At 63.8% G+C, this 16,249-nt stretch carries 16 protein-coding genes; 8 read left to right on the top strand and 8 right to left on the bottom strand.

Annotation, left to right across the window (positions count from 1 at the left end):
- Positions 1–23 precede the first annotated feature (23 nt).
- A complete protein-coding gene (locus ACSQ76_RS11230) occupies positions 24–1,247 on the top strand; it encodes an acyl-CoA dehydrogenase (RefSeq protein ID WP_437156642.1) in 1,224 nt (407 codons plus the stop codon).
- 41 nt (positions 1,248–1,288) lie between these two features.
- Here the strand turns inward: ACSQ76_RS11230 and ACSQ76_RS11225 are convergent, their stop codons facing one another.
- A complete protein-coding gene (locus ACSQ76_RS11225; RefSeq protein WP_437156641.1) occupies positions 1,289–1,654 on the bottom strand; it encodes a DoxX family protein in 366 nt (121 codons plus the stop codon).
- A 328-nt stretch (positions 1,655–1,982) separates the two neighbouring features.
- On the opposite strand from ACSQ76_RS11225, the gene aroQ reads away from it, so the two are divergent.
- Both aroQ and ACSQ76_RS11215 read left to right on the top strand, forming a co-directional pair.
- The gene (gene aroQ / locus ACSQ76_RS11220; protein ID WP_437156640.1) at positions 1,983–2,426 is read left to right on the top strand and encodes a type II 3-dehydroquinate dehydratase; all 444 of its coding nucleotides are present in this window, start codon (positions 1,983–1,985) and stop codon (positions 2,424–2,426) included.
- Entirely contained in the window at positions 2,423–3,178 is a 756-nt protein-coding gene (locus tag ACSQ76_RS11215) for a LuxR family transcriptional regulator (protein ID WP_306129397.1), read from the top strand. Before aroQ ends, ACSQ76_RS11215 begins: the two co-directional genes overlap by 4 nt.
- Positions 3,179–3,509: 331 nt before the next feature.
- Here the strand turns inward: ACSQ76_RS11215 and ACSQ76_RS11210 are convergent, their stop codons facing one another.
- The 4 genes from ACSQ76_RS11210 to ACSQ76_RS11195 form a co-directional block, all read right to left on the bottom strand.
- A complete protein-coding gene (locus tag ACSQ76_RS11210; RefSeq protein WP_437156639.1) occupies positions 3,510–4,628 on the bottom strand; it encodes a serine/threonine protein kinase in 1,119 nt (372 codons plus the stop codon).
- A 260-nt stretch (positions 4,629–4,888) separates the two neighbouring features.
- Complete coding sequence (tsf, locus tag ACSQ76_RS11205; RefSeq protein ID WP_306129395.1) at positions 4,889–5,764, bottom strand: translation elongation factor Ts; 876 nt, start codon at positions 5,762–5,764, stop codon at positions 4,889–4,891.
- A gap of 88 nt (positions 5,765–5,852) precedes the next feature.
- Complete coding sequence (gene rpsB, locus ACSQ76_RS11200) at positions 5,853–6,731, bottom strand: 30S ribosomal protein S2 (protein WP_437156638.1); 879 nt, start codon at positions 6,729–6,731, stop codon at positions 5,853–5,855.
- Positions 6,732–6,965: 234 nt separating this feature from the next.
- Positions 6,966–7,583 carry a hypothetical protein gene (locus ACSQ76_RS11195; protein WP_437156637.1) on the bottom strand — a complete coding sequence of 206 codons (618 nt, stop codon included), beginning with the start codon at positions 7,581–7,583 and terminating at the stop codon, positions 6,966–6,968.
- Between the two features lie 75 nt (positions 7,584–7,658).
- Between ACSQ76_RS11195 and ACSQ76_RS11190 the strand changes: the two genes are divergently transcribed.
- From ACSQ76_RS11190 to ACSQ76_RS11180, 3 genes are all read left to right on the top strand, one after another.
- Positions 7,659–8,552 carry a PfkB family carbohydrate kinase gene (locus tag ACSQ76_RS11190; protein WP_437156636.1) on the top strand — a complete coding sequence of 298 codons (894 nt, stop codon included), beginning with the start codon at positions 7,659–7,661 and terminating at the stop codon, positions 8,550–8,552.
- Positions 8,549–9,484 carry a pseudouridine-5'-phosphate glycosidase gene (locus ACSQ76_RS11185; protein WP_437156635.1) on the top strand — a complete coding sequence of 312 codons (936 nt, stop codon included), beginning with the start codon at positions 8,549–8,551 and terminating at the stop codon, positions 9,482–9,484. The genes ACSQ76_RS11190 and ACSQ76_RS11185 overlap by 4 nt, the downstream gene beginning before the upstream one ends.
- Before the next feature lie 63 nt (positions 9,485–9,547).
- Positions 9,548–10,291, top strand: a complete 744-nt coding sequence (locus ACSQ76_RS11180) for a DUF502 domain-containing protein (protein WP_437156634.1) — start codon at positions 9,548–9,550, stop codon at positions 10,289–10,291.
- A gap of 120 nt (positions 10,292–10,411) precedes the next feature.
- On the opposite strand, the gene ACSQ76_RS11175 is transcribed toward ACSQ76_RS11180, so the two are convergent.
- Positions 10,412–11,431: a patatin-like phospholipase family protein gene (locus ACSQ76_RS11175; protein ID WP_437156633.1), complete on the bottom strand. Its 1,020-nt coding sequence runs from the start codon at positions 11,429–11,431 to the stop codon at positions 10,412–10,414.
- Between the two features lie 69 nt (positions 11,432–11,500).
- Complete coding sequence (locus ACSQ76_RS11170; RefSeq protein ID WP_437156632.1) at positions 11,501–12,274, bottom strand: 3-hydroxybutyrate dehydrogenase; 774 nt, start codon at positions 12,272–12,274, stop codon at positions 11,501–11,503.
- A 324-nt stretch (positions 12,275–12,598) separates the two neighbouring features.
- Here ACSQ76_RS11170 and ACSQ76_RS11165 point away from each other — a divergent pair, with 324 nt between their 5' ends.
- Entirely contained in the window at positions 12,599–14,431 is a 1,833-nt protein-coding gene (locus ACSQ76_RS11165) for an extracellular solute-binding protein (protein WP_437156631.1), read from the top strand.
- Positions 14,432–14,460: 29 nt separating this feature from the next.
- Complete coding sequence (locus ACSQ76_RS11160; protein ID WP_306129386.1) at positions 14,461–14,577, top strand: entericidin EcnA/B family protein; 117 nt, start codon at positions 14,461–14,463, stop codon at positions 14,575–14,577.
- 142 nt (positions 14,578–14,719) lie between these two features.
- On the opposite strand, the gene ACSQ76_RS11155 is transcribed toward ACSQ76_RS11160, so the two are convergent.
- Entirely contained in the window at positions 14,720–16,090 is a 1,371-nt protein-coding gene (locus ACSQ76_RS11155) for a class II 3-deoxy-7-phosphoheptulonate synthase (protein WP_306129385.1), read from the bottom strand.
- Positions 16,091–16,249: the final 159 nt, after the last annotated feature.

Below are 16,249 nucleotides of genomic sequence, written 5' to 3'. Positions count from 1 at the left end.
TTTCCCCTGCAAAGGAGCCCGCCATGAGCCTCGACGCCCCCAAACTTCGTGACAAGGACAAGCCCGATCTCGCCGGGTTCGACTGGGCCGATCCGTTCCTGCTGAACGCCCAACTTGAAGAAGACGAGCGCATGATCGCCGACAGCGCCCGCAGTTTCGCGCAGGAAAACCTGCAACCCAAGGTCAAGGACGCCTACGCGTCGGAAACCTCCGATCCCGGCATCTTTCGCGAGATGGGCCAGATGGGCCTTCTGGGCACCACGATCCCCGAGGAATACGGCGGCCTTGGCGCCAATTACACCACCTATGGCCTCGTCGCGCGCGAAATCGAGCGGGTGGATTCCGGCTATCGCTCGATGATGTCGGTGCAGTCCAGCCTCGTGATGTATCCCATCTATGCCTATGGCAGCGAGGAGCAGCGCCAGAAATATCTGCCTGGCCTGGCCTCGGGCGAAATGATCGGCTGTTTCGGCCTGACCGAGCCCGACGCGGGCTCCGATCCCGCCGCAATGAAGACCCGCGCCGAAAAGACTGACGCAGGCTACAAGATCTCCGGCTCCAAGATGTGGATCTCGAACGCGCCCATCGCCGACGTTTTCGTCGTCTGGGCCAAGTCCGACGCCCATGACGGCAAGATCCGCGGCTTCGTGCTCGACAAGGGCATGAAGGGGCTTTCCGCGCCCAAGATCGGCGGCAAGCAGAGCTTGCGCGCCTCCATCACCGGCGAGATCGTGATGGACGGCGTCGAGCTGGGCGAGGATGCACTTTTGCCCAATGTTCAAGGGCTTAAAGGCCCCTTTGGATGTCTCAACCGCGCCCGCTACGGCATTGCCTGGGGCGTCATGGGATCGGCCGAGTTCTGTTGGCACGCCGCGCGGCAGTACGGCCTCGACCGCAAGCAGTTCAAGCGCCCGCTGGCCCAGACGCAGCTCTTCCAGAAGAAACTCGCCGACATGCAGACCGAGATTACCCTCGGCCTTCAGGCCGCTTTGCGCGTCGGTCGCCTGATGGACGCGGCCCAGGCCGCGCCCGAGATGATCAGCCTCATCAAGCGCAACAATTGCGGCAAGGCGCTGGATATCGCGCGCATGGCCCGCGACATGCATGGCGGCAACGGCATTTCCGAAGAATTCCACGTCATCCGCCACATGATGAACCTGGAAACGGTCAACACCTACGAAGGCACGCACGACGTGCACGCGCTGATCCTGGGGCGCGCGCAGACCGGCCTTCAGGCGTTCTTTTAACTCGCCACGGAACGCCGGGGCAGGGGGCGCCTGCCCCGGCGCTAACCGAACCGCCGCGCGTGATCGCTCAGCACCAGAAGCCCGCCGGCAATCGCCCAGTTCTTCACGAAGATCGACATCTGCCAGCCATCCTCGGGCTGAAAGTGAAAGACGCTGGTCACCATGCAATAGACGCTCAGCGCCAGCGCGACCCATCGCGTGGCAAAGCCCAGGAGCAGCGCCAGACCGGTCACTGCGGTGAACACCAGTGCCGGCCAGATCAACCATCCCGGCAGGCCAAGGCCGGTCAGTAGCGCCATGGCTTGCTCCGGCGCCACCGCTTTCTGCACCGCGCCCGCAAGGAACAACACGGCGATCAGTGCGCGACCGATGCGCAAGGTCCACGAGATGTGCGTCAGCTCGGACAAAGATCTCTCCATCGGCAGGGGCAGCGAGCGCATGGAATCCGTATCGCATTCACGCAAGGCCGGTCAGTGAAGTTTCACGCTAGCTCTTTCAAGCATAGCCAATAAACGCATAATCAGTATTATGTAAAATAAACTGACGCTACATAAGCCGCCGCCAAGCTCACAAAATCCCGATCCATCAATGTCTTGCACCAGAGGCTTCAGGTCAACACCAAGGGCATCCTCCCATATGCCACACTCAACCGGAACCTGTCACGCCCTACAGCTCTCTCTCTCGACAGCACCATACGGTACGGTCTATGACGGATGCGCAAAGGACGCTGGTGAAATGACTTCCATTCTGATCCTCAACGGGCCCAACCTGAACCTCCTCGGCACCCGCCAGCCCGAGGTCTATGGCACCACCACGCTTGCCGATATCGAGGCGCAGTGCACCGAAGCGGCCCAGACGCTCGGCCTCGACATCGCCTTCGCGCAGTCCAATTCCGAAGGTGCGCTGGTCGACATGATCCACGACGCCCGCGGCACCCATGACGGTCTCATCCTCAACGCCGGCGCCTATACCCACACCTCCATCGCTCTGATGGACGCGATCTCCAGCGCCGAGATCCCCACGGTCGAACTGCATCTCAGCAATATCCACGCCCGCGAAGAGTTTCGCCACACGTCCTACATCGCCAAGGTGGCGGTCGGCGTGATCTGCGGCTTCGGCGCGCATGGCTACACGCTGGCACTGCACGCCATGGCACGTCACCTGGAGGATGGACGATGATCACCACGGCCCATCTGAACGCGCTCCTGAACGCGCCCAGCATTGAAGAGTTGTGGGACATGCACGTGGCGCAGATGGCCGAGTACGGTTTCGACAGGCTGATCTATGGCTTCACCCGCTACCGCACGTCCACATCCCTGGGCGATCCGGATGATTTCGTCCTGCTCAGCAACCACACACCCGAATACATGAACGTCTTCATCGGCGAAGGGCTTTACCATCACGCGCCGATGGTCCGCTGGGCGCTCGACAACGAAGGCGCCTGTTCCTGGCGCGTCATGGCCGAGATGCTGGAAACCGAAACGCTCACCGCGCAGGAACGCAAGGTCGTGGAATTCAACGCGTCCATGGGCGTGACCTGCGGCTACTCGATCAGCTTCAAGTCCATGTCGCCGCGCACCAAGGGCGCCATTGCGCTCACCGCCCATGCCGACCGTGATCAGGCCGCCTGCGACGCGCTTTGGCAAGACCATGGCGACGACATCATCCTGCTCAACAACATCGTCCATCTGCGCATCCTCACCCTGCCCTACGAGGCACCGGGCCGCTCGCTGACCCGCCGTCAGAAAGAGGTGCTGGGCTGGGTCGGCGACGGCAAGACGATCCAGGACATCGCGCTGCTGATGGAGTTGACCCCGGCCACCGTGGAAAAACACCTGCGCCTCGCCCGCGAGGCACTCAGCGTCGAGACCACGGCCCAAGCGGTGCTCAAGGCCGCGTTCCAGAACCAGATTTTCGTGCTCCACACTTGAAGGCACGCGCCCGCGCCTCGATAGATCGTAACAAAATTTCGTCCCTGCCGAAAGAATTTTACCTTTCGGTAAGGATTCCCCTACTTTCATAAATTGACGTTACGTCGCACAGTGGTCGTGTTCCGTGAGTGGTGGCTTTCAAGCCTGGGAACATGGGTCGGCGTCTCCTGCGATTTCAGGTGAGTACCCGGCCTGCCGGTTTTGCCGGGGGCCGGTCGGTTTGCCTATTCATCGGTTGACCGACCGGATTTGCCTGCACCGTCTCATCCCGTTTCAGGTGCCGGGGAATTACGGTGTCGTCCGCCCGGACGGCACCGTTTTTCCTGGCGTCCTACGCGTCCAGATACGGGAAATAATCCTCGCAGCCGCCCTCTCGGTAGACATCCGCGGTGCAGCAATGCAGGCCCCCGCCGAACGCATAGGCGTCGCGCAGTTCCACCTCCACCACCTCCAGGCCCAGCAGGTCCATCTGCTCGGCCTGGTAGACCTCGGATTTCTCGACGCAAACCGTCTTCGGATCCAGCACCAGAACATTCATGCTCAGCCACACCGACGAATAACACAGCGGCGGTGGCGCGTTATGCGCGGGCTGCGCCGCATCCAGGATCTCCCAGCCGTTCGTCGCGAACATCTTGCGCTGGTCCTCGGGCAATCGCCGCTGCGGGTTGTTGAGGATCAACCCGGGACGAAGCGGCGTGAAGGTCGCGTCGATATGGATCGGATACGGATCGCCCGGAAAGTTCACCGCGTGCACGCGATGCTCGGGGAAATGCCGCCGCAGCCACTCGATGCCCTTCAGGTTGGTGGTGAACCCGTGCTGCACCACCAGGTCCCGGCCGAACCGCAGCACGTCGGCGGCATCGAACAGCGGCTCTTCCTCGGTGGTGACAAAGAACTTCTCGGCGACCCATCGCAGGCGCTTCTCAACGCCGATCCTGTCGCTCAGGTAATCGGGACGATAATCCGCATCGGTCAGCCGCGGCTTCGGCGCTGCCTCATGCCGGAAATTCGGGTCCTCCTCCCAGTATTCCTGCATCAACGGCCGATAATTCAGGTACTCGAACCAGCGGCAGCGATAGGACATCGTCGCCTCCAGGATTTCATGTCCCACGGTCAAAAGAACGTCGCGCGGCGGCATACAGCCGAACTGGCTGCCGGTGTGAAAGTCCGGCGTGGTCACGGGCACGGAATGGTCGATCGGCGTGGGCCGGTCCACCCGGATACCCCGCGCCTCAAGTTGCCCGGCGAAGCGGTCCAGCAATTCGTTCGCCCGGTCGATCGTCTCCTGCGGCCGGCGGCCCCACTGCCCGCGCATGTCGCTGTCCTCGGGCACCTTGGCGTCCAGCGCCGGTTCCTCTGGCGGGATATGACACGCATCCGCCCGACCCACGATCACGTGTCTCAGCGGGTCCCACTCGTTCCAGGAATTCACGATCGTCTTCTGCGCCATACCGGCCTCCTTTATGACAGGAAGACCGCGCGGCTGCCGATCTTCCGACTGCCCCGGCGTACAGGATGTGAGGAAAGGACAGGGCCATCCGGCCCGGCGACGCCATCGCCTCTGCCCGGACCCGATCTAGCAACAACGCTTGCGTCGGTCCAAGCAAAAAGCGCGTCCCGCTATACCGGAACGCGCCCCATCTTCCTCTGGCCGTAAATATCCCGGGGAGCCCGAGGGGCTGGCCCCTCGGTCCCGCGATCAAGGCAAACTCAGCCCTGCGCCGCCTTGGCGACTTCCTCGGCGAAGTTCTCTTCCTTCTTCTCGATCCCCTCGCCCACTTCCATGCGGATGAAGCCAGTGATCTCGGCACCCGCCTCGGCGGCGGCCGCGCCGACGGTGACGTCGGGGTTGATGACGAAGGACTGGTTCACCAGCGTGATCTCGGACATGTATTTCTTCATGCGGCCTTCGATCATCTTCTCGATCACCTGCTCCGGCTTGCCGGATTCGCGGGCGATGTCGATCTGCACCTGGCGTTCCTTGTCGACCACGGCCTGATCCAGTTCCGCCTCGTTCAGCGCGGCGGGGTTGGTGGCGGCGATATGCATCGCGACCTGGCGGCCGAACGCCTCGTCACCACCTTTCATGGCGACAAGCACGCCGATCTTGCCCATGCCGTCGGTGGCGGCGTTGTGGATGTAGCTCACCACGGTGTCGCCCTCGATCTTCTCCATGCGGCGCAGGCCCATGTTCTCGCCGATCGTGGCGATCTTGTCGGTGATGATGTCGGCCACGGCCTTGCCGCCGATCTCGGCCTTCTGCAGCGCGTCTAGATTGGCCACACCCACGGCGGCGCCGGCGATGTCGCCCACCATCTTCTGGAACTCGGCGTTCTTGGCGACGAAATCGGTCTCGGCGTTCACCTCGACGGCGACACCCGTGCCGCCGGTCACGCTGACGGCCACCAGGCCCTCTGCGGCGGTGCGGCCCGATTTCTTGGCGGCTTTCGCCAGGCCCTTGGTGCGCAGCCAGTCAACGGCGGCGTCCATGTCACCATCGGTCTCGGTCAGCGCTTTCTTCGCGTCCATCATGCCCGCGCCGGTCTTGTCGCGCAGTTCCTTCACACTTGCAGCTGTGATCGCCATCTCGGCTCTCCTCGAATATTTGGGCTGTCATGGGCGCAGTCCGACCCGCGCCCAGTTATATCAACAAGGTATAGGTTTCGTGACAGGCTCAGCTGTCAGCGGCCTCTTTCTTGACCTCTTCGGCGGACTCGATGTCCAGCGGCGCGTCTTTCGAAATGGCGTCGTCATGCATCGCCTCGTCGCTCGGTGCCTGGGTCGCATCGGCTGCCGGCGTTTCGCTCACGGCTTCTTCTGCCGGGGCCTCTTCCATAGCACCCAGGTCGATCCCTGCCGCGCCCATCTGCGCCGACATGCCGTCAAGCGCCGCGCGGGACACCAGGTCACAGTAAAGCGAGATCGCCCGCGCCGCGTCGTCGTTGCCGGGGATGATGTAATCCACGCCATCGGGCGAGCAGTTGGTGTCGACCACGGCCACCACGGGGATGCCCAGCTTGTTGGCTTCGGCCACGGCCAGCGACTCTTTCTTGACGTCGATCACGAACAGCAGGTCGGGCACGCCGCCCATCTGACGGATCCCGCCCAGCGACGCGTTCAGCTTCTCCTGGTCGCGCTCAAGGCCCAGACGCTCTTTCTTGGTCAGGCCCTCGGCGCCGCCTTCCATGATCTCGTCGATCTCGTTCAGGCGCTTGATCGACTGGCTCACGGTCTGCCAGTTGGTCAGCGTGCCGCCCAGCCAGCGGTGGTTCATGTAATACTGCGCGCATTTCTCGGCCGCCTCGGCGATCGGCGCGCTGGCCTGCCGCTTGGTGCCGACGAACAGCACGCGGCCGTTCTTGGCCACGGTCTCGCGGATGACGTTCAGCGCCGCGTCGAGCATCGGCACGGTCTGCGTCAGGTCCATGATGTGAATGCCGTTGCGCGCGCCATAGATGAACTCGCCCATACGGGGGTTCCAACGCTGCGTCTGGTGGCCGAAGTGAACGCCAGCTTCAAGCAGCTGACGCATGGAGAACTCTGGAAGAGCCATGGTCTTGTTCCTTTCCGGTTTGCGCCTCGGTACGGGATGAGAAGCAGATGCTTCAACCGGTGGACCGTCGGGGATGTCTCCCCCGATCAGCCCGCCCATACCTGCGGGATTAATGGCGCGCGTATAACGGGCAATGCGTTGCGGTGCAAGCCCTCATATGCACTGTCTTCGAACGGCGCGCGCCGAAATCTTTCAAAGATTTCGACCCGTTTTCTTTTCAAGAAAACGCCCGCCCTACCCGTCGCATCCACCCGCAAGCGCGCGCGTCACGTCCCGCAGCTCCGGCGCCGCCTCCCCCAGCATCTCGTTCAACGCTGCCGTCCCCACCGGCGCATAGAACCAGCCGCCCTCGTCCCAGATCACCAGCCACCGCGCGCACCAGCCGAACGGGGCCGCCTCTGGCGATAGATTCCTTGACCCGCTGGCCGCAAGCCCCCAGTGCCACGATCCCTCCACCCCATGCGCATCGAACTGCGGCCGGGTCACGTTGAACCGAGAAATGTCGAACGGATGCGCATAATCGGGGTCCAGCACCGCGTCCCGCAGCCAGTCGGCGGGCATGTCGATCCGGTCGGCATAGGCCTTCAGCAGCCCCGGCAGCACATGCGCCCGCCGGTCCCGGCGCACCCGCGCCTCCTGTCCCGACAGGTCCGCTATCATGCCGAGAAAGGCAAAGTCCCCTTCCCCCGGCGCCGCGCTCAGGTTGGCAAAGGCGGAAAACACCTCCGCCCGCCGGTCCGCCTCGGTCCGCTCGCCGAACCACGAGACAGGCACGTTCACCGCCACCGCCGCCACCACGAATAGCAGCAGCACGGGTTTCAGCGGGATGCGAAAGCGGCGTGTGTCGTCCATTCCGCCACCCTACGCCGCGTCACCCTGCCCCGCAAACCGCTTGCCCTCACGTGTCCCGGCGGTGCAAATGTCCCCATGACACCTCCGCCCGACATCCTGTGCATCGGCTCGGTCCTGTGGGACATCATCGGCCGTTCGGCCAGCGCCATGCGCCAGGGCTCGGACGTGCCGGGCCGCATCACCCGCGGCCCCGGCGGCGTGGCGCTCAACATCGCGCTGACCCTGCTGCGCTTCGGCCTGCGCCCTGCCCTGCTCAGCGCCGTGGGCCGCGACGCCCCGGGCGAGGAATTGCTGGCGCTCTGCGCCGCGCGCGGCATCGACACGGCCCATGTCTGGCGCTCGTCCGAACTGCCGACGGATCAGTACATGGCCGTCGAAGGCGCGAACGGTCTCATCGCCGCCATCGCCGACGCCCATTCTCTCGAAGCCGCCGGCGACCGGATTCTTGCGCCATTACATGACGGTACATTGGGAAGTTCATCCAATCCTCATGTGGGCGCGGTCGCCCTTGACGGCAACCTGACCACGGCCGTCCTGACCCGAATCGCGCAGGAACCGGCCTTTTCCGCCGCCGACCTGCGCATCGCGCCAGCCTCGCCGGGCAAGGCCGAGCGCCTCACGCCCTTCCTGCAATCCGGCCGCGGTATCCTCTATGTCAATCTCGAAGAGGCCGGCATCCTTTGCGGCCGCAGCTTTGCCACCGCGCCAGAGGCTGCCCAGGCCCTTACCGCGCGTGGCGCGGCCCGCGCCATCGTCACCAACGGCGCCGACACCGCCGCCGACGCCGATGCCGCCGGTCTGCTCACCGGACAACCGCCGCCCGTGCTTGTCACCCGGGTCACCGGCGCGGGCGACACGTTCATGGCTGCCCATATCGCGGCCGAGCGTACCGGCGAAAGTCGCGCAACCGCGCTCGACCATGCGCTACAGGCCGCCGCCACCCACATTTCCAGCGAGATCTCCACATGACCGCCCTGCCCCTGCAATACTCGCCCGAGGTCGCCGCCGCCTGCGCCGAGGCCCGTCCACTCGTGGCGCTCGAAAGTACCATCATCACCCACGGGATGCCCTATCCGCGGAATCTGGAAACCGCGTGTCAGGTCGAGGATGCGGTGCGCGACGCCGGCGCGTCCCCGGCCACCATCGCCGTGCTGGATGGCCAACTGCATATCGGCCTCGACGAAGGCCAGCTTGAAACCCTTGCCAAGGCGCAGAACGTCGCCAAGCTCAGCCGCGCCGACCTCGCGGTCTGCCTCGCCACAGGCGGCACCGGCGCCACCACCGTCGCCGCCACCATGATCGCCGCCCATGCCGCCGGTATCGCCACCTTCGCCACTGGCGGCATCGGCGGCGTGCATCGCGGCGCCGAACACAGCTTCGACATCTCCGCCGACCTGCAGGAACTTGCGCAAACGCCTGTGACCGTGGTCTGCGCCGGGGCCAAGGCCATCCTCGATCTGCCCAAGACACTGGAAGTGCTGGAAACCCTTGGCGTGCCGGTCATCGCCTATGGCCAGGACAGCCTGCCGGCTTTCTGGTCCGCCACCTCGAACCTGCCCGCCCCCCTGCGCCTCGACGATGCGCAATCCATCGCCCGCGCGCACCTGACCCGCGCCGCGCTCGGCCTGCCGGGTGGACAGTTGGTTGCCAATCCGATCCCGGCTGAGGCAGAGATCCCAGCCGCCGAGATCACCCCGATCATCGATGAGGCCACGCGAGAGGCCGCCGATCAGGGCATCACCGCCAAACAGGTCACGCCCTTCCTGCTCGACCGGATCTACACTCTGACCAAGGGCCGCTCGCTCGACGCCAATATCGCGCTGGTTGTCAACAATGCCCGGCTTGCCGCGAAAATCGCCATCTGCCTCACCAATGAGCGTCAAAGCGGCGCTCGGCGCTGAAATCCGTTGTAGCGTCCCCGTGAAGCGCCTAGATATCGCCAGACAGAACCCCCGAAGGCGCCAATGAACACCCCTTTCGACGAAGATCCCCCGCCGCCGCCCAAGAAACCCGGACGGTTCGCGGGCCTGCGCGCCAGCTTTCTGACCGGCATCGTGGTGATTGCGCCGGTCGTTCTGACCATCTGGCTGATCTGGACGCTGGTCGGCTGGGTCGACGGGTTCGTTCTGCCGTTCGTTCCTGACATCTATCAGCCGGAATACCTGATCAATCGCTTCGTTCTGGGCAACACCCGCCCTGACGACGCCGAGTGGGTTCACTTCAACATTCGCGGCGTGGGCGTGATCGTTTTTCTTGTGTTCACGCTTTTGGTGGGCTGGGTCGCCAAAGGCCTGATCGGCCGCTCCCTCATCCGCTATGGCGAAAGCCTGGTGGACCGGATGCCGGTGGTCCGCTCGATCTATTCCGGCGTCAAGCAGATCGCCGAAACGGTCTTTGCCCAGTCCGAGCGCAGCTTCGAGAAGGCCTGCCTCATCCAGTACCCGCGCAAGGGGATCTGGGCCGTCGGCTTCATCTCGACCCAAGCCAAGGGCGAGGTCGCCGACAAGGCGCAGATATCCGAGGATATGCTCAGCGTCTTCGTGCCCACCACGCCGAACCCGACCTCGGGCTTCCTGCTGTTCTTTCCTCGCTCGGACGTGATCGAACTCGACATGACGATCGAGGACGCGGCCAAGCTGGTGATCTCCGCCGGTCTGGTCTATCCGGGCCAGAACGGCAAGGCGATCACGCCTGACAGTGAAGGCTGAAAAGGTTGGCCCTCGGTTAACCCGGCGGGCGGGGTGTTGATCCGGACCGCCGGTCACTGGCACCGACGCGATACCGACGCGGATTTCCGCCCTCCGGCCCTGTTAACCTCGGAGTCGCCCTCAGCCGAACATTGACGCCAGATCCACGCTGTCGCGCGTACCGACATCCCCGAAATCCCTCTCCAGGAACCGCTCAGCCGCCGCCCGCCCGGCCCGCTTCAACCGGTCCAGCACCAGCGGGCTCGGCACCAGTTTCGTGGCCACCGACAACTCCCGCATCAGGTCGTCATCGGCGATCATGTGCACCCTGACCCGCTTCATCGCGCCCTCCGCGATGGTGCCGGCATCAATCAGGCCCTGCACGAAATGAACCGCCCGCAATTCCCGCAAGAGCGCGGCGTTAAAGCTGATCTCGTTGATCCGGTTCTGGATCTCCTGCGGTGATTTCGGCACCTCGTCGCGCACCAGCGGGTTGATGTTGACGACCACTATGTCGTCCGGCAACTCCCTGCGGTATAAAGGAAAAAGCGCCGGATTGCCGCTGTATCCCCCGTCCCAATAATACGCGCCGTCAATCTCCACCGCCTGAAACAGCGTGGGCAGGCAGGCCGAGGCCAGCAGGCTGTCCGAGGTGATCGCATCGCCCTCGAACACCCGGATCTTACCGGTATGCACGTTGGTGGCGCCGACAAAGAATTGCGGCTCGAAGATCCTGCAGACCTTGTCAAAGGCGAACCTGTCCACCACCCGGCGCAGCGGGTTCACGTAGAACGGACCATAGACATAGGGCGAGATCGCGCGGCTGGCCGCATCGGCCAGGGTATAGACCGGCGACACTTCCAGCACATCGCTGAACGTGCCGATCCCGGGCACCCGGCCTGACATCCACGCAGGCAGACGCAGATCCTGCACGGCACCCATCTGCGCCCAGAGCCAGTCCAGGTTCTCCCGCGCCCCGTCCCGGCCCCCGGCCAGCAACCCGGCCTTCAGCGCGGCCCCGTTCAGCGCCCCGGCGGACGTGCCGGAAATCCCCGCGATTTCAATCGCTTCTTCCTCGAGGAGCCGATCCAGCACACCCCAGGTGAAGGCCCCATGCGCGCCCCCGCCCTGCAAAGCCAGGTTGATCCGTTTCCCGCTCACGTCACGCGCTCTTCTTCTGGCCATAAATATCCCGGGGAGCCCGAGGGGCCGGCCCCTCGGCCCGGTCCATCACAGCGCCGTCCAGCCGCCATCCACGCTGATCGTCGTGCCGGTGATCTGCTCGGCCGAGGGCGAACACAGAAAGACAGTCGTGCCGCCCATCTGCTCCACCGTCGCCATCTGCTTCGACGGCTGGCGTTCCAGGATCACTTCGCGGATCACCTCCTCGCGGCCCATGCCGTATTTCTCCATCGTGTCCGGGATCTGCTTTTCCACCAGTGGTGTCATCACATAGCCCGGGCAGATCGCATTGCAGGTGATCGGCTCCTCCGCCGTCTCCAGCGCCGTCACCTTGGTCAGCCCCACTAGGCCGTGCTTTGCCGCCACATAGGCCGATTTGAACGGGCTCGCCGTCAACCCATGGGCGCTGGCGATGTTGATCACACGGCCCCAGCCCCGTTCGCGCATCACCGGCAGGGCGGCGGCGGTGGTGTGAAAGGCCGAGCTCAGGTTCACCGCGATAATCTGGTCCCATGTCTCGACCGGGAAGTCGGGGATACCCGCCACGTGCTGCACGCCCGCGTTGTTCACCAGGATGTCACAGCCTCCGGCGTCCTCGATCAGCCCACGGCAGGCCTCCGGATCGGCCATGTCCGCGGCGATGAACTCCACCTCCGCGCCGGTGTCTTTACGAATTCTTTCCGCAATTTCGTAATTCTCGTCCCGCGCGGCCCGTCCGTTCAGCACGACCCGTGCGCCGGCCTCGGCCAGAGAGACGGCGATTCCAAGACCGATTCCCGAGGTCGATCCTGTGACAATGGCGGTTTTTCCAGACAGAGACATGATGCAGCACCCTTTGTTAACCTTCGTGACTGACCTAGCGCGTTTCGAAACGGTTTGAAAACCCGTCGTACACGGGCTTTCGCCGCAATTCGCGCATGTCGCGGGGCGCTTGCAAAAAACAGCCGGCTCGACCAAAAAAAACGCCGGCACAAGGCCGGCGTTAAGTTATTGAGGCAGGTTTCATACAGGCAAGAAACCTATCGAGCAGTGCCCCCTTTATACGCAATTCACCGTGATGATCCAAGCTAAAAGTTTGAAAAGACGTAAATCCGCCTTTAACGTCCATGGTCAGACAAATAAGGCCTGAGCAGGATTGTTGCCCGAATGGGACCAGATTTTTTCCACCGCGCGCTGCGCGCAATCGCGATTCTCGCCGCCGGTTTTGCCGCCGAACCGGGCGTGGCCGAGCCGTCGCATGGCATAGCTATGTACGGCGACCCCGCCCTGCCCCCAGATTTCGTGTCCCTGCCCTATGCCAACCCCGACGCGCCCAAGGGCGGCCGGCTGGTCAGCGGCAATGTCGGCAGCTTCGACAGCCTCAATCCGTTCGTCCAGAAAGGCGAGCCGCCCTGGCAGTTGCGGCACCTCACGCACGAGTCGCTGATGGGCCGATCCTACGATGAGCCGTTCTCGCTTTACGGCCTTCTGGCCGAATCGGTCGAGACCGGGCCGGACCGCGACTGGGTCGAATTCACGCTGCGAGAGGAGGCGCGATTCTCCGATGGCACCCCGGTGACCGTCGACGACGTGATCTGGTCCTACCAGACCATCGGCACCGAAGGGCACGGGCGCTATCGCGGCTTCTGGCAGAAGGTCGACAAGATCGAGGCCACCGGCCCGCGCAGCGTCCGTCTGACCTTCAACACCGAAGACCGCGAACTCGCTCTCATCGCCGGCCTGCGCCCGATCCTGAAAAAGGCCCAGTGGGAGGGCAAGGATTTCTCGGAGGCCGCGCTGGCGGACGTGCCGATCGGCTCGGCGCCCTATGTGGTCGAGAATTACGAGGTCGGGCGTCATGTCACCCTGAAACGCAATCCGGACTATTGGGGCAACGACCTGCCCTTCCGGCGCGGCACCAACAATTTCGACGAGATCCGCATCGAGTTCTACGGCGACGATGCCGTCCTGAAAGAGGCGTTCAAGGCGCAGGCCATCTCCTACGTACGCGAGTTGAACGCCGAGAAATGGGCAACGCAATACGACTTTCCCGCTGTCCAGTCCGGCGCCGTCACGTTGTCCGAGATCCCGCAGGGCACGCCCTCTGGCATGACCGGATTCGTCTTCAACACCCGCCGCGCGCCACTGGATGACTGGCGCGTGCGCGAGGCGCTGATCCTGGCCTTCAATTTCGAGTATATCAACGACACGCTGACCGGCGGGCGACAGCCGCGCATCACCTCGTATTTCTCGGGTTCCGAACTGGGCATGCGCGAGCGCCCTGCCGAGGGGCGTGTGCGCGAACTCTTGGAGCCCTACGCGGACGAGCTTCTGCCCGGCGCACTGGACGGCTACACCGTGCCCCAGGGCGACGGCACCAAGCGCAACCGCGGCAATATCCGCAAGGCGATGAACCTGCTGAACGAGGCCGGTTGGAACGTCGTGGACGGCGAGTTGCGCAACGCCGACGGCGAGCCGCTGAGCCTGACCGTGCTTTTGCAGCAGGACGGGCTGCTGCAACAGGCGTCGACCTACATGAAAATCTACGCTCAGGCACTGGAACGGCTGGGCATTGACCTGACAATCGAGACCACCGATCCCGCGCAATATAACGAACGCGAGCAGAATTTCGATTTTGACCTCACCTTCTTTCGCCGTGCCTTCTCGCTTAGTCCCGGCAACGAACAGATCTACTACTGGGGCGCCGAATATGCCGACATCCCCGGCAGCCGGAACGTCATGGGCATGAAGTCCCCCGCCGCCGAGGCGATGATAGACACGATGCTGAACGCCACCAGCCACGAAGACTTCGTCGCCGCGGTCCGCGCTCTGGACAGGGTGTTGATTTCAGGTCGCTATGTCATCCCGATCCACGCCTATGCCGTCGGCAGGATTGCGCATCTCAGCCACTTGAAATATCCTGCCAACCGATTGCCGGTCTACGGGGACGGGATTTGGTTCCTCCCCGAGGTCTGGTGGTCCGAGGCAAGTGAAAAATAAAAGAACGACAGTAGAATCGAGCAGGTAACATGAGGAAAATCGCTGTTTTCGCGCTGGTCGCTGCGGCCCTGTCGGGCTGCGCCACGATCGAAGGTGTCGGCCGGGACATTTCCGGCGCATCGCGCGGCGTACAAAGCTGGTTCTGAGACCGCACTGACGCGGCCAGGCAGTATTGTTGAACGTCTTCGGTAGCGACGGCGAATGGTTGCTTGCGACCGTCCCTACGATGCTTCACAAATTAAGGCCGACGCCACTGCGCCGGCCTTTTCGATGTCTCTCATTAAGCGTTTAGCCGACCTTCTGGGCCTCCCGGCTCTCGCGCAGGTCCGACAGTTCCTGCGCCACGAGAAAGGCCAGTTCCAGCGCCTGCGATGCGTTGAGGCGCGGATCACACGCCGTGTGGTACCGGTCCGACAGGTCCTCCTCGGTCACCGCCCGCACGCCACCGGTGCATTCGGTCACGTCCTGGCCGGTCATCTCGAAATGCACCCCGCCCGGGGTGGTGCCCTCGGCCCGGTGCACGCCGAAGAACTCCTGAACCTCGCGCAGCACGCTCTCGAAGGGCCGCGTCTTGTAACCCGAGGCCGACTTGATCGTGTTGCCATGCATCGGGTCGCAAACCCAGGTCACGTTGGCCCCCTCCTCGCGCACGGTCTTGATCAGGCGCGGCAGATGCTCGCCTGCCTTGCCCGCGCCGAACCGCGCGATCAGCGTCAGGCGCCCGGCCTCGTTGTCGGGGTTCAGCGTCGCCATCAGCTTTTTCAGGTCGTCCTCTTCCATGGTCGGCCCGCACTTCAGCCCGATCGGGTTCAGCACGCCGCGCAGGAATTCCACATGCGCGCCGTCAGGCTGTCGCGTGCGGTCGCCGATCCACAGCATGTGCCCCGACCCCGCCAGCCAGTTGCCCGAGGTCGAGTCGACGCGAGCCAGCGCTTCCTCGTATTCCAGCAGCAGGCTTTCGTGCGAGGTGTAGAATTCCACCGTGTGCAGCGTGTGGGCGCTGGCACTGTCGACGCCCGCCGCGCGCATGAAATCCAGCGTGTCGGAAATGCGCGAGGCCATTTCGCGGTAGCGTTCCGCCTTTTCCCCATCGGTAAAGCCCAGCGTCCAGGCATGCACCTGGTTCACGTCGGCATAGCCTCCGGTCGAAAAGGCCCGCAGAAGGTTCAGCGTGGCTGCCGCCTGGGTGTAGGCGTGCAGCATCTTGTTCGGGTCGGGAATGCGCGCCTCTGGCGTGAAGGCCAGTTCGTTGATGATGTCTCCGCGATAGCTGGGCAGCTCCACGCCATTGACCACCTCGGTCGGCGCCGAGCGCGGCTTGGCAAACTGTCCTGCCATGCGGCCGACCTTAATCACCGGCACCTTGGCGCCGTAGGTCAGCACCATCGCCATTTGCAGCATCACCTTGAACGTGTCGCGGATCGCGTCGGCCGAGAACTGGTCGAACGCCTCTGCGCAGTCGCCGCCCTGCAACAGGAACGCCTCGCCGCGCGATGCCGCGCCCAGCTGTTTCTTCAGGCGCCGGGCTTCTCCTGCAAACACCAGCGGCGGATACTTGGACAGCTTTGACTCGACCGACTGCAGGGCCTCTGCATCGGTATAGTCGGGCATCTGGATCCGCGGCTTGCTGCGCCAGTCAGATTTCTGCCAATTGCTCATCGTTCTTCTCCGCTCATCGAATTTCGAGACCCGTCTATACTAAAGCCCGACTGCCGACACCATACGACTTCGACGGAATATGTCGTAAATCGACCCTCGGTCCCCTTGCCAATCTTGCGGTTTTCGTGAAAGACCTGACCGATACGCCACTGCGCAGGG

The organism is Roseovarius sp. B08, from assembly GCF_051417955.1.
Classification (GTDB): domain Bacteria; phylum Pseudomonadota; class Alphaproteobacteria; order Rhodobacterales; family Rhodobacteraceae; genus Roseovarius.
This window is presented reverse-complemented; position numbering and strand designations above follow the sequence as displayed.